At 63.7% G+C, this 13,784-nt stretch carries 10 protein-coding genes and 1 riboswitch; all 10 genes read left to right on the top strand.

Going from position 1 to position 13,784, the window contains the following annotated elements; genetic code table 11:
• Positions 1–473 precede the first annotated feature (473 nt).
• Positions 474–3,005, top strand: coding sequence for a response regulator (locus F4827_RS15790; RefSeq protein WP_183724925.1), 2,532 nt, complete (start codon positions 474–476; stop codon positions 3,003–3,005).
• 107 nt (positions 3,006–3,112) lie between these two features.
• A complete protein-coding gene (locus F4827_RS15785) occupies positions 3,113–3,271 on the top strand; it encodes a hypothetical protein (RefSeq protein ID WP_183724873.1) in 159 nt (52 codons plus the stop codon).
• A gap of 147 nt (positions 3,272–3,418) precedes the next feature.
• A complete protein-coding gene (locus F4827_RS15780) occupies positions 3,419–3,997 on the top strand; it encodes an RNA polymerase sigma factor (protein WP_183724872.1) in 579 nt (192 codons plus the stop codon).
• A 12-nt stretch (positions 3,998–4,009) separates the two neighbouring features.
• Positions 4,010–4,324: a hypothetical protein gene (locus F4827_RS15775; protein ID WP_183724871.1), complete on the top strand. Its 315-nt coding sequence runs from the start codon at positions 4,010–4,012 to the stop codon at positions 4,322–4,324.
• Positions 4,321–4,617 carry a 4Fe-4S dicluster domain-containing protein gene (locus tag F4827_RS15770; RefSeq protein WP_183724870.1) on the top strand — a complete coding sequence of 99 codons (297 nt, stop codon included), beginning with the start codon at positions 4,321–4,323 and terminating at the stop codon, positions 4,615–4,617. Before F4827_RS15775 ends, F4827_RS15770 begins: the two co-directional genes overlap by 4 nt.
• Before the next feature lie 184 nt (positions 4,618–4,801).
• A complete protein-coding gene (locus tag F4827_RS15765) occupies positions 4,802–6,241 on the top strand; it encodes an MFS transporter (protein WP_183724869.1) in 1,440 nt (479 codons plus the stop codon).
• Between the two features lie 428 nt (positions 6,242–6,669).
• Positions 6,670–6,821: riboswitch (guanidine-I (ykkC/yxkD leader) on the top strand.
• A 56-nt stretch (positions 6,822–6,877) separates the two neighbouring features.
• Positions 6,878–7,657, top strand: a complete 780-nt coding sequence (locus tag F4827_RS15760) for an urea amidolyase associated protein UAAP1 (RefSeq protein ID WP_183724868.1) — start codon at positions 6,878–6,880, stop codon at positions 7,655–7,657.
• A gap of 9 nt (positions 7,658–7,666) precedes the next feature.
• On the top strand, positions 7,667–8,320 hold the full coding sequence (locus tag F4827_RS15755) for an urea amidolyase associated protein UAAP2 (RefSeq protein ID WP_183724867.1): 654 nt from the start codon (positions 7,667–7,669) through the stop codon (positions 8,318–8,320).
• Positions 8,320–11,928, top strand: a complete 3,609-nt coding sequence (locus tag F4827_RS15750) for a 5-oxoprolinase/urea amidolyase family protein (protein WP_183724866.1) — start codon at positions 8,320–8,322, stop codon at positions 11,926–11,928. The genes F4827_RS15755 and F4827_RS15750 overlap by 1 nt, the downstream gene beginning before the upstream one ends.
• On the top strand, positions 11,925–13,772 hold the full coding sequence (atzF, locus tag F4827_RS15745; RefSeq protein WP_183724865.1) for an allophanate hydrolase: 1,848 nt from the start codon (positions 11,925–11,927) through the stop codon (positions 13,770–13,772). Before F4827_RS15750 ends, atzF begins: the two co-directional genes overlap by 4 nt.
• Positions 13,773–13,784 lie beyond the last annotated feature (12 nt).

Below are 13,784 nucleotides of genomic sequence, written 5' to 3'. Positions count from 1 at the left end.
CGGCAAATTGATGAAAATTGAATGATTAAATCCAGGTGATTGATATCTGAAGGTTTTTCGCGTGCTCTGGCTCGGGAAAACCCTCATCAGGACGCGGGCCTGAAGTGCCGACATGCAGTTGCCACAGTCCGATGTTGCCATTCTCCCGAGCGTCATCGTCGAGCCGTGGCAAGAGCGATGGCACAGTCGTTCTCATTCGCGCGCCGCGAGCGGCGGGCTAGAACTCGCCTGGTAAGGCGAGACGCTATATATTGGGGGCTTCGCCTGGGGTCTGACCGGCGTTCGCCCTGGCCCCGGCGGCGGCTTTCCATTTGAGCCGTCCTCGTCACGCGATGGCTACACCTGCTTTGCTGAAGGTTATGCGCCATGAGAGGGGCAGATCGCGTACGATCTTCGTCCGCTGTCTGGCCACTGTCTGGACGTATGGCAGCAATAGTGAACTGGCAGGATCAAAAGAGCGCCTGGGAGGGCTGATTGTGATGTCGCGCGAGCGAATGGGGGAGTTACTGGAACCTAGCCGTCTGGCTATCCGGTGGGGAGGCGTTCTCGGCCTCCTGTGCCACCCCATCTATTGGGTCGTCTGGACCTATGTGCTGCCGCAGCCTTACGACAATCTGTTCGTGCGTCTGAGCGCGGCACTCGTGTGCATCCCGCTGATTTTTCAGGCGCGCTGGCCGCAGCGCTTCAACACCTGGCTGCTGGTTTACTGGCACGCGTGCCTGATCTACGTTTTACCGTTCGCCTGCACCTTCCTCACGATCAGAAACGGCTTCTCCACCATGTGGATGATGACCGAGGTGATGATGATCTTCATCCTCGCGCTGTGCATCGACAACCCGGTCCTGCTGCTCGCGTGCCTGGGCATCGGCGCGGCCGCGGGCTCGGCGGCGGCGGTGCTGGGTTCGCCTTCGCCCATCGTGCTGGGCGCGGCCACCCGGGCCGACCTCGCGCTGCTGCCGGTGGTCGTGCTGTGCAGCATGGCGTTCAGCTATGCCATCAGCAAGGGACGAATTTTTGTCGCGAAGAATCGCGCCTTGCAGGCGCTCGCGGGCTCGATCGTGCACGAGATGCGCAATCCTCTGAGCCAGTTGAAACACGTGCTCGACAGTATCGAGGCCACCTTGCCCGCTACCCATGATGCACGCCGTTCGACCACGATCTCGCCCGAGGACGCGGCCGCGCTCTATCGCCATCTCGCACAGGGCAAGATGTCGATCGAGCGCGGGCTGCGCGTGATCGCGATGACGCTGGACGAAGTGGGCACCAAGGCCATTCGCCCCGAGCGGCTCGCCTATCTCAACGCGGCCGCCACTACGCGCAAGGCGCTCGACGAGTACGGTTTCGCCGATGAAGCCGAGCGCAACAAGGTGCGCCTGATCGTGCGCGAGGACTTCACCTTCCGCGTCGATGAAACGGTTTATCTGTTCACGCTGTTCAATCTGATCAAGAACGCGCTGCATCAGATGGCCGCGCAGCCGGCCGCCACGCTCACGCTGACTATCGAGCGCCATGCGATCAATGTGCGCGATACCGGCGGCGGCGTGCCGCCCGAGGTCCTGCCGCATCTGTTCAATCCATTCCGGACCGCGAGCAACACGGCGGGAACGGGTCTGGGCCTGCTCTATTGCCAGCGCGCGATGGAGGCGTTCGGCGGCAGCATCGAGTGCCGCTCGGAGCCGGGCCAGTTCACCGAATTCACGTTGCGCTTCCCGCCGGTGCCCGAGCGCGAAGTGGCCGAGTACGAGCGCGAGATTCTCGATCGGGCGATGCCGGTGTTCGCGGGCAAACGCATTCTGATCGTCGATGACGACGAACACCATCGCACCCGTACGCGGCGCGTGCTGGCCGGTCTGGGCGCGTTGGTGAGCGAGGCTGGCAACGGCCAGACGGCGCTGGCGATGCTGGGTGACAGCGAAGCGCCGCCTTCGGATCTGGTGCTGCTCGACGTCAACATGCCGGTGCTCGACGGCTATGCGGTGGCGGAAAAGATCCGCGCGAATCATGCGCACCCGAATCAGGGCGTGCCGATCGCCGGCTATACGGTGGAGGAAGGCAACGTCGCGCAGGTGCGCGCGCGACGCGCCGGCATGGATATTGTGATCGGCAAGTCGGGCGGCGCGATGGGGCTGATCGTTGCGCTGGAATCGCTGTTCGCGAGCGGCAAGCGCCGCCGCGCCTATGGCGGCTTCGACGGGCTGCTGGGCAAGTCGATTCTCGTGGCCGACGACGATGTCTACAGCCGCCAGGTCGCCAGGGCGGTGCTCGAACGCGGCGGCGCGCGCGTGGTGGAAGAGGGCCACGGCCAGGCTGTGCTGGTGCGCCTGCAATCGGACATGGCCATCGACGCAATCGTGATCGACATGAACATGCCGGGCATGGGCGGCGTGGAAGCCACGGCGCGGATCCGCGCGGGCAGCGACCGCTATGCGGCGACGCCGATCATCGCCCTGACCTCGCAGTCGGATATGGAAGCGGTGCGCGAATGTATCGCCGTGGGCATGAACGACGTGCTGGTGAAGCCCGTGCAGGCCGCCACGCTCTACGCCTCGCTGATGACGCACCTGGCGCGCGTGCATGCGCCGACGGTGCGCGTGCCGCCACTCGCGGAATCCGCAAGGAACGCGATGCAGGCGCTCGACGAACGCGACCTGCTCGACGAACGGCATCTCGACGAACTGGTCGGGCTGGATATGCTCGACCAGACCTTCCTCGATGGCATTGCCCAGTTGCGCGCGCTGATCGCCGAGATCGCGAACAGCGCGCGCGCCAGGGAAATCGCCGCGACCCACGAGGCGCTGCATCGCCTGCTGGGCGTGAGCGGCAATATCGGCGCGAAGGCTTTGCATGCGTTCGGGCGGCGCATTTATCCGTCGATGGTCGAAGGGCGCTGGCCGGCGGAGCCCGACTGGGTCGAACGCCTGGGCTTGCTGGGCGCGCGTTCCGCCGATGCGCTCGACGCCTACTTCGAATCGGTCGCGTCGCTGCGGCCGCAATTGTTGCGCTGATCGGGTCGCAGCTCAGGTTGCAGCTCAGGTTGTTGCGTGCGAAACGATCTATTCAGCGGCGACAGGCTTCGCCGCTGCCGCCCGACGCCGCTCCTGCATCGCCGCGTTTGACCGCTGTTTTCCAGGGCTTATTCGTCGCATTCTTTCCGCAATTCGTCGGCATCGCGTCGGATTCGCACGCGAGCCTGGTGATTCTGAGCGCCTCTATCCTTGCGTCCAGCCATCTGCTGATTCACCGGCAGCAGCGCTGGATCGCGGTCCTGTGAGCGGGCTTCCTGCTCGTGGTGGCAATGACCGGGGCGGCAGGCGCCGCGCGCGGCGGCGTCCAGCGTCATAAACTGGGGTGGCATTGCCCGCTGAAATATTTTTCGCGTTCGCCACAATATTCCTGCGCCTGAAACGTCTTCAGACGCATGGAACCGCCAGCCACCTCGCAGCCGATGACCGACCGAGACAGCGAAATCACCGCGACCGTGGTGCGTGAGCGCACGAGGCTGGTCAATTTCATCCGGCGTCGCATCCGCGACCAGGATGATGCCGAGGACATCCTTCAGGAAGTGTTCCACGAATTCGTGCAGGCCTACCGGCTTCCCGCTCCAATCGAGCAGGCGAGCGCCTGGCTGTTCCGTGCCGCGCGCAACCGAATCGTCGATCGCTTTCGCAAGAAGAAAGAGCAACCGCTCGCCGATATCGAACCCGACGACGACGCGGATAGCGAATATCGCCTCGACCTGGCGCTGCCTTCGCAAGAGGCCGGGCCGGAGGCGATCTACGCCCGCACTCTGTTGCTCAAGGCCTTGCAGGAAGCGCTCGACGAGTTGCCGGCGGAGCAACGCGATGTCTTTATCGCGCACGAACTGGAAGGGCGGTCTTTCAAGGATCTCGCTGCGCAAAGCGGCGTTGCGCTCAATACGCTGCTGGCGCGCAAACGCTATGCGGTATTGCATCTGCGCGCGCGGCTACAGCCTGTTTATGACGAACTGGATATTTAAAGGAGTCCGCTGATGAAGTTTCGAATCAGATGTGCGGGGAAAGCACTGCTTGTCGTGGTGGCCATCGTCGTACTGGGATGGGTGGTGATGACGCTGTGGAACTGGGTGATTCCGGCGCTATTCGTGGGCGCCCGCGCGATCGACTTCGCCCATGCGTTGGGCTTGCTGGTATTGAGCCGCATCCTGTTCGGCGGATTTCGCGGACATGGCGGCGGGCGCTACCGGCGTCACTGGCGCAAATGGGAAGCGATGACGCCCGAGGAGCGCGAGCAGTTCCAGTCGGCATGGCGGGCGCGTCATACGCGTCGCACGGGAGATGAAGCATGAGCGCGAAACCCACCGCCGACTGCAAACAGAAGCCGGGCGTGATTGCGCCCGTGGTCGATCTGAAACGCTGCGAAGGCAAGGGCGATTGCCTTGAGGTTTGCCCCGAGAATGTGTTCGAAATTCGCCGTATCGATGAAGCGGATTATCGCGAATTGGGCTGGGGAAATCGGCTGAAGTTGCGGGTGCACGGAATGAAAGTCGCCTATACGCCGAATGCGCAGGCCTGCCGCTCGTGCGGTCTTTGTGTGACGGCATGTCCTGAAAGCGCGATCAAACTCGCACGGTCTGCGTAGCCCGTCATGTCGACGATATAGCGGGTTGATTGAAAACGACACACAGTTTTCCAAAAGCGCCATTGACGCTTACATTCTGTCCAAATGCCGTTCTCCTTCTATTGCAGCGCTTAATGGCGGCCTCTACTGAGCCGGTCGGCAACGTTACCTCCCGTGAGGTTGCCGTTCCCAATCAGAGGACGTCATGCGAATTGCTTCCGCTTCTCCCTCCACGCAAGCACGCGCGAGCGCTGCGGCCAGGCTTGAGCGTCTGCCGCTTTCCGGCTACCACAAGCTGATTTTCACCATCATCGCCCTGGCATTCTTTTTCGACTCGGTGGACCTCGGCACGATGACTTTCGTGCTGGGTTCGATCAAGAAAGAGTTCGCGCTCTCGAACGCCCAGGCCGGTCTGGTTGCGAGTTCGAGTTTTTTCGGCATGACGCTTGGCGCGGCGGTGGCGGGTCTGCTGGCGGATCGCTTTGGACGCCGTCCTGTTTTTCAGTGGAGCATGGTGCTCTGGGGCGTGGCTTCGTATCTGTGCTCGACGGCGCACGATATGAACTCGTTGATTATCTATCGCATTCTGTTGGGCTTTGGCATGGGCATGGAATTTCCGATTGCCCAGGCGCTGCTTTCCGAGTTCGTGCCGGCCGCGAAGCGCGGCCGCATGGTCGCTCTGATGGACGGCTTCTGGCCGCTTGGTTTCATCACGGCGGGGATTGTCTCGTACTTCGTGTTGCCCGTGCTGGGTTGGCGCACCGTGTTCGCGCTGCTTGCGATTCCAGCGGCTTTTGTGCTGGTAGTGCGCAGGGTCGTGCCCGAATCGCCGCGCTGGCTCGAACATAGCGGTCAGGCTGATGAAGCGGATCGCGTCGTCGCGCAGATCGAGGCCCGCGTCATGCGCTCCGCCGGGCTGTCGAGCCTGCCGCCACCGGCGCGCCGGGTGGAGTCCGCGCCTGAGCGCGGCCACAGCGCGCTGCGCGAAATCTGGAGCGCGGCGTACCGTCGCCGCACGGTCATGGTGTGGGCGCTCTGGTTTTTCGCGCTGCTGGGCTTCTATGGACTCACTTCGTGGCTGGGCGCGCTATTGCAGCAGGCGGGCTTCGAGCTCACGAAGTCGGTGCTCTATACCGTGCTGATTTCGCTGGGCGGCGTGCCGGGTTTTCTCTGCGCGGCGTGGCTGGTCGAAGTCTGGGGCCGTAAGCCGACCTGCGTGTCCTCGCTGCTGGGCGGCGGTGTGATGGCCTACGCCTATGGACAGACCGCGCTGCACGGCGCCAGCATCGTGCTGCTGCTGGGCACGGGCCTCGTCATGCAGTTCTTCCTGTTCGCGATGTGGGCCGCGCTTTACACCTATACGCCCGAACTCTATGGCACCGGCGCGCGCGCAACGGGCTCGGGGTTCGCATCGGCGATAGGGCGAGTCGGGTCGCTGATTGGCCCTTACGCGGTGGGCGTGGTGTTGCCGCTGTTCGGGCAGGGTGGCGTGTTCATGCTGGGCGCGCTGTCGTTTGCGATTGCCGCGCTCGCGGTCTGGACGCTGGGCATCGAAACCAAAGGCCTGTCGCTGGAAGTGCTGACATCGAGCGATGACGCCGTGTCTGCCGTGCCGATTGCGGGCAACGAAGTCTGGGAGAAATAAACGGAGTGTGGCGGCTTATGAACGATTGCGCCGTTGCGATTCACCAGCAGGACCACGTTGCAATTCGATGAATCGCGAAGCGAAGATCGAATAGAAAAATTGGCGCAGGGCATTGGACACGGTCACTCTCCAGCTGGAGCAAAATAGTCGCCTTGAATGCAACAGCCATGCCATCCGTCCATCCCGCCTGTTACCGATGCGCAAGGCGAACCGCGCGCCCTCAAATAGTGCCGCGCGGTTCGCGCATAGCGCATCACTCCCCAACATAGGGCGCGCGCTACCCGCGAATGCGCCCGATCGAAGGCGACGCTTCACCAACCGGATATCCCGCCAAACCCTTTAAATAACGGGGTTTTTCAATCGCTGCTCAAGCATTGGCACAGATCTCGCTAAATGAATCTGCGAGAGGTGCGAAGTAATTTGCATCATCTTAGGATCGCTAGGGTTCCGGTCGCTGCGCAGGACGATGCTGTATTCAGTCCGCGCCCGATGCCTGGTCCGAGAGCAATCCGGTCTCGTCTCCCACCTTCGTTTCGAGGGCGGTGCCGAGGCTCCACGGAGGGATAAAAGCCCGGGAGGTCGCGATGTCGTTTGATCGCCCTCTCACGCTTATTCCCTTCGCCACCAGGAGCCTCCATGCCGTCCAGCCTCCACGCTGAATTCGCGCTACCCGAGTTATCCGCCGGTTTTTCCGATCGAGCACCGCTGTGGGAGACCGTGATTCCCGCAGGCGCGCATTGGTCCGGCATTCTGCGCCGCGGCCTTGCGCTGCGCATCGTCGATCTCGAAGGCGGGGCGAATCTCGCCGCCGTTTTCCATCGTCAGGAAGATCAGCTCGAACGCTACAACATGGCGGATACGCTCAAGGCGCAGCATACCGCGCACCTCACGCGCGGCCACGCCCTGCATACCGATATGGGCCGCGTGATCGCATCGATTACCGCCGATACGCTCGGCTGGCACGATCCGCTGGGCGGCGTGGGCGATGCCGCGCTGTTCGAGCGCAAGTACGGTGTAAAGCGCTATCAGGAGCATCGCAACGACATGATCCGCAATGGCCGCGACAGCCTCGTGCTGGAACTGGCGAAATACGGGCTGGGCGCGCGCGATCTCGTCGCCAATGTGAACTTCTTCAGCAAGGTGTCGGTGGGCGAAGACGGCTCGCTTGAATATGTGCCGCGCCATTCGCAGGCGGGCGCTGCGCTCGATCTGCGCTTCGAAATGAATACGCTTGCGGCGTTCTCCACCGCCCCGCATCCGCTCGATCCTCAACGCGACTACGCGCCGAAGCCGGTGAAGCTGATCGCATGGCGCGCCTATGCCGCCGATGCGCGCGCGCCCGAAGACGATCTGTGCCGAACCTCGTGCGCCGAGAACGGCCGCGCCTTCACCAACACCGACCGCCTGTTCGCCTGAGGAGCCGCCATGCCGATCATCGAAAGCGCGCTCGACGCGCGCCATGCTCATTACGACTTCACGCTTGCCGCAGGGGAGCCGTGGCTTTATGACCTCAAGCGCGGGCAGACGCTGCGCATTGTCGATCTCGAAGGCAATCAGGCCGTCGATACGCTGTTCTATCGCAGCGCCGATCCGGTCGAACGCTACAGCGCGCAGGACACCATCCGCGCGCAACGCAATCTGTATCTGAGCGCCGGCAGCGTGCTGATGTCGAATCTGGGCAACCCGCTGTTGACCATCGTTGCCGATACCTGCGGGCGTCACGACACGCTCGGCGGCGCGTGCGCGGCGGAGAGCAATACCGTGCGCTATGCGCTCGACAAGCGTCATATGCATAGCTGCCGGGACAGCTACCTCAACGCTCTGGCGCATTGCACCTGTGGCGCGGCGGCCTTGCTCGGCAAGCGCGATCTCGTCAGCAATATCAACTTCTTCATGAACGTACCGGTCACGCCGCTGGGCAAGCTCACGTTCGAAGACGGCATTTCCGCGCCCGGAAAATACGTGGAAGTGCGTGCGGAAGACGACGTGACGGTGCTGATCTCGAACTGCCCGCAGCTCAACAATCCCTGCAACGGCTATAACCCCACGCCGGTGCGCCTGCTCGTGTGGGAGGCGTGATGGCGTTCGAGAAGATCCTGATCGCCAATCGCGGCGAAATTGCCTGCCGCGTGATTCGCACGCTCAAACGTCTGGGTATTGCGTCGGTGGCGGTGTATTCGCAAGCCGATCGCCACGCCATGCATGTGATGCTGGCCGACGAAGCCGTCTGCATCGGTCCCGCGCCGGTGGCGCAGAGCTATCTGAACGCAGCGGCCATTCTCGACGCCGCGCGCCGGACCGGCGCGCAGGCCGTGCATCCGGGCTATGGCTTTCTGTCGGAAAACGCCGCGTTTGCGCGCGACTGCGAAGCAGCAGGTATTGCGTTCATTGGCCCGCGCGCCGAGCAGATGACGGCGTTCGGCCTCAAGCATACGGCGCGCGAGATCGCTCAGGCGAACGGCGTGGCGCTACTGCCCGGCACCGGCCTGCTTGCCGATGTTCAAGCCGCACTGGAAGCGGCCGGCGTGCTGGGGTATCCGGTCATGCTCAAGAGCACGGCGGGCGGCGGCGGCATCGGCATGTCGCTGTGCCGCGACGCTTCGCAGCTCGAAACGGCCTTTGCATCGGTTGCGCGCCTTGGACAGAGCAACTTTGCCAATGCGGGCGTGTACCTCGAAAAGTTCGTCGAGCATGCACGGCATATCGAAGTGCAGATTTTCGGCGATGGAAAGGGCGGCGTGATTGCGCTGGGCGAACGAGATTGCTCGGTGCAGCGGCGCAATCAGAAAGTGATCGAAGAAACGCCCGCGCCGGGTTTGAGCGCGCAGGAGCGTGAGACCTTGCATGAAACGGCGGTGCGTCTCGCGCGCGCGGTGCAATACGCCAACGCGGGCACGGTGGAATTCGTTTTCGATGCGTGCGAGCGTGCGTTCTATTTCCTTGAAGTCAATACGCGGCTGCAGGTCGAACATGGCGTGACCGAAGCCGTCTATGGCGTCGATCTGGTCGAATGGATGATTCGTCAGGCCGAGGGCACGCTCGCGCCGCTCGACACGCTGGCGGCCAGAGCACCGCACGGCGCGAGCGTGCAGGTGCGCGTCTATGCGGAAGACCCGAACCGCCAGTTCCAGCCAAGTTCGGGACTCCTCACGCATGTCGTGTTTCCGGACGACGTGCGCGTGGATAGCTGGGTCGATGCGGGCACGGAAGTGAGCGCCTTTTACGATCCGCTGTTGGCCAAGATCATCGCGACGGCCGACACGCGCGAAGCCGCGTTGGCGAAACTCACGAACGCGCTCGAACGCACGCAACTTTACGGTATCGAGACCAATCTCGACTATCTGCGCGCCGTGGTGGGATCGGCGACCTTTGCTGCGGCCGAACAAACCACTGCGTTTCTGGGCAGATTCCTGTTTGCGCCACATACCGTCGACGTGCTCGACGGCGGCGTGCAGACCACCGTGCAACAAACGCCTGGGCGGCTGGGCTATTGGGACGTGGGCGTGCCGCCATCGGGACCGATGGACGATCTGTCCTTCAGCCTTGCTAACGAATTGCTCGGCAACGACGCCAGCGCGGCCGGGCTGGAATTCACGATGGTCGGCGCGACGCTGCGCTTCAATTGCGACACGCTGTTCGTGCTGGGCGGCGCGCCGCTGGCCGCCACGCTGGACGGCAAGCCCGTGGCGTTCTGGCAGGTTGTGCGCGCGGCGGCGGGCAATGTGCTCAAGCTCGGCGGCGTGACGGGCGCAGGCGTACGTGCGTGCCTAGCGGTGAGAGGCGGCTTGCAGGTGCCCGATTATCTCGGCAGCAAGGCGACCTTTACGCTCGGCCAGTTTGGCGGGCACGCGGGCCGCGCGTTGCGCAAGGGCGATGTGCTGCATCTCGCACCGGGCGCAGGCAAGGGTGAGGCGGGCGCTGTGCTGCCTTCGGCGCGCATTCCGGCGCTCACGCACGCATGGGAGCTGGCGGTGCTCGACGGCCCGCATGGCGCGCCTGATTTCCTCACGCGCGAGGACATCGCCATGCTTTATGAAGCGCGCTGGACCGTGCATTACAACTCCAGCCGCACGGGCGTGCGCCTGATCGGCCCGAAGCCGCAATGGGCGCGTGCGGACGGCGGCGAAGCGGGGCTCCATCCTTCGAATATTCACGACAACGCCTATGCGATCGGCGCGGTGGATTTCACGGGCGATATGCCGGTGATTCTCGGACCGGACGGCCCGAGCCTGGGCGGTTTCGTCTGCCCGGTGACGGTGGTGGGCGAGGAACTATGGAAACTCGGCCAGTTGCGTCCCGGCGATACGGTGCGCTTCGTGCCCGCGCGCAAAGAATCGCAAGAGGACGCGCACGAGTGCGTGCTCTATCGCAGCGAACCCGCTAACGAAGGCGATGAGGCAGCGGTCGTATTTCGCCGCTCGGGCGATCGTAATCTGCTGATCGAATACGGCGCGCCGGTGCTCGATCTCAAGCTGCGTTTCCGCGTGCATGCGCTGATGAACTGGCTCGCCGATCATCGCCTGCCAGGCATTGTCGATCTCACGCCGGGCATTCGCTCGCTACAGGTGCATTTCGATCCGGCCGTGCTGCCGCTCGAACGCCTGATCGATCACATCAAGAGCGCGCAGGCCCAACTGCCTGCCGTCGATGCAATGCGCGTGCCCAACCGCATCGTGCATCTGCCGCTCTCCTGGGACGATCCGTCAACGCGCATCGCCATCGAGCGCTATATGCAGAGCGTGCGCCCCGACGCGCCCTGGTGCCCGAGCAACATCGAATTCATTCGCCGCATCAACGGGCTCGACAGTATCGACGACGTGAAGCGCATCGTGTTCGACGCGCGTTACCTCGTGCTCGGTCTCGGCGACGTCTATCTGGGTGCGCCGGTGGCCACGCCGGTGGACCCGCGCCATCGCCTCGTCACCACCAAGTACAACCCGGCGCGCACGTGGACGCCGGAGAACGCGGTGGGCATCGGCGGCGCCTATATGTGCGTGTACGGCATGGAAGGCCCTGGCGGTTATCAGTTCGTGGGGCGCACGGTACAGATGTGGAACCGCTATCGCTCGACGGCGGAATTCGCGCCAGGGCAGCCGTGGCTGCTGCGCTTCTTCGATGAAATCCGCTTCTTCGAGGTGAGCGAGGCGGAACTGGCGGAATGGCGCAGCGAATTTATCGCGGGGCGGCGCGCGCTGCGTATCGAGGAATCGGTGTTCGATCTTGGCGAATACGAGCGTTTCCTGCGCCACGAATCCGCTTCGATTGCCGCGTTCAAGACCACCCAGCAGGCTTCGTTCGAAGCGGAGCGGGAGCGCTGGCGCGCGGCGGGGCACGCTGAATATGTGGGCGAGGCCGGCGCGGAAAGCGCGGCGCACGCAGCCACGCAGGATGCACTCGACGACGATTGCCGCGCGATTGGCGCCGATGTGTCGGGCAGCGTGTGGAAACTGCTGGTGGCTGAGGGCGAGCGTGTCGAGGAAGGCCAGGAGGTGGCGATTCTCGAATCGATGAAGATGGAAGTGACCGTGTCGGCGCTCGCGGCGGGCGCAGTCGAATCGCTCGCCTGTGCGGAAGGCGATGCGGTTACCGCGGGGCAGCGGCTGATGGTGATCCGTATTGACGCCGACAGCGTGGCTCCCGTAACGGCAACAGAAAACATCGGCGGCGAGGAGGCCGAATGCCAATGAATGCGCTCACAACGATTTCCGGTATGCCGATGACGATTGCCGCGCTGCGCGCGCGCTATCTCGACGGCAGCCTCACGCCCGCGCAGGTCGTCGAAGAGATTGCCGCGCGCACCTCGGGCGACGATCCGCACCATGTCTGGATCCGCGCACTCACGCGCGACGAGATGATGCGCTACGTGGATGCGCTCGCCGGGCGCGATCCGGCGACGCTGCCGCTCTACGGCATTCCATTCGCCATCAAGGACAATATCGATCTCGCAGGCGTGCCGACCACGGCCGCCTGCCCGGATTACGCATACACGCCACCGGCGAGCGCTGCCGTGGTGTCGCGCCTGATCGCGGCGGGTGCGATTCCCGTCGGCAAGACCAATCTCGATCAGTTCGCGACGGGACTCTCGGGCCAACGTTCGCCGTACGGCGTTTGCCGTAATGCGCTGGACCCGGAATACGCCTCGGGCGGTTCGAGTTCGGGGTCGGCTGTGTCGGTGGCGCTGGGGATTGCGGTCTTCGCATTGGGTACCGATACCGCCGGTTCTGGCCGCGTGCCGGCCGCTTTCCACGGTCTCGTGGGGCTAAAGCCGACCAAGGGTGTGTTGAGCACGCAGGGCGTCGTGCCCGCGTGCCGCTCGCTCGATTGCGTGTCGATCTTCGCGCATACGGCGGACGATGCGCAGACGGTCTTCGAGTCCGCGCAGGGTGTAACGCAAGGCGATCCCTATGCGCGTGCATGGGAGGGGGCGTCTGGCGTTGCGGTATCGCTGCGCGGCCTGCGCCTGGGTGTGCCGCGTGAAGCACAGCGCGAGTTCTATGGCGATACTTCATATGCTGCGGCGTTCGACGCGGCGCTCGACAAGTTGCGTGCCGAAGGCGCTGAAATCATCGAGGTCGATTTCGAGCCGTTTCTCGACACCGCGCGCCTGCTTTACGAAGGGCCGTTCGTGGCGGAGCGGCTGGCGGCGATTCGTTCGTTTTACGACGCCAATCCCGATGCCTTGCATCCGGTGACACGCGCGATCATTGGCGGCGCGACGCGCTGGAGCGCGGCAGACGCCTTCGCTGCCTTCGACCGGCTAGCCGCGCTGCGGATGCAGGCCGAGCGGGTCTGGCCGCATATCGATGCACTGCTGACGCCCACCTCGCCGACCACCTCGACTGTTGCCGAGCTGGAAGCCGATCCAATCGGCGTGAATGCGAAGTTTGGCTATTACACGAACTTCGTGAACCTGCTGGATCTGTCTGCGCTTGCGGTGCCTGCCGGTATTTGCGAAACGGGCACGCATGTGGGCAAGCCTTTTGGCATCACCTTTGTTGCGCGCGCACACGAAGACACCAGGCTCCTGGCGATTGCGCGGGCCTGGCTTGGCGAGCGTGCGCTTGCGCTCAACGAGGCTAAGGAAAATAGCGTGCGCATAGCGGCGGTAGGCGCGCATTTGAGCGGGCAGCCACTCAACGATCAACTGACCTCGCGCGGCGCGCGCCTCATTGAAACGACGCGAACCGCGCCGGCGTATCGGCTTTACGCGTTGCCGCAAAGCCAGAAACCGGGCCTCCAACGCGTAGCCGAAGGCGGCGTTGAAATCGAAGTCGAAGTCTGGGAAATGCCCGTGGAGCAATTCGGCTCCTTCGTCGCGCTGATTCCCGCGCCGCTTGGCATTGGCACGCTGTCGCTCGCCGATGGCAGCACGGTGCAGGGCTTTTTGTGCGAAAGCCTTGCCTTGCAAGATGCAGCCGATATCAGCGCATTCGGCGGCTGGCGCGCATGGCTTGAGCGCGATGCGTCAAAGCCCATTGAATCGGCCGCTTCGGCTGCATCAGTTCAAGCGGCAGAAAAGCAGGAATGCTGATGAAAATCGTCA

The sequence above is a fragment of the Paraburkholderia bannensis genome (assembly GCF_014200455.1).
Classification (GTDB): Bacteria; Pseudomonadota; Gammaproteobacteria; order Burkholderiales; family Burkholderiaceae; genus Paraburkholderia; species Paraburkholderia bannensis_A.
Note: the sequence above shows the minus strand (reverse complement) of the source record. Positions and strands in the feature narration are given on the sequence as shown.

Bases quoted from the DNA above. Each gene is read 5' to 3' on its own strand.
- F4827_RS15760 (WP_183724868.1), top strand. From the start codon at position 6,878: ATGCCGTCCAGCCTCCACGCTGAATTCGCGCTACCCGAGTTATCCGCC.
- F4827_RS15775 (WP_183724871.1), top strand. From the start codon at position 4,010: ATGAAGTTTCGAATCAGATGTGCGGGGAAAGCACTGCTTGTCGTGGTG.
- atzF (WP_183724865.1), top strand. From the start codon at position 11,925: ATGAATGCGCTCACAACGATTTCCGGTATGCCGATGACGATTGCCGCG.
- F4827_RS15780 (WP_183724872.1), top strand. From the start codon at position 3,419: ATGGAACCGCCAGCCACCTCGCAGCCGATGACCGACCGAGACAGCGAA.
- F4827_RS15750 (WP_183724866.1), top strand. From the start codon at position 8,320: ATGGCGTTCGAGAAGATCCTGATCGCCAATCGCGGCGAAATTGCCTGC.
- F4827_RS15755 (WP_183724867.1), top strand. From the start codon at position 7,667: ATGCCGATCATCGAAAGCGCGCTCGACGCGCGCCATGCTCATTACGAC.
- F4827_RS15765 (WP_183724869.1), top strand. From the start codon at position 4,802: ATGCGAATTGCTTCCGCTTCTCCCTCCACGCAAGCACGCGCGAGCGCT.
- F4827_RS15770 (WP_183724870.1), top strand. From the start codon at position 4,321: ATGAGCGCGAAACCCACCGCCGACTGCAAACAGAAGCCGGGCGTGATT.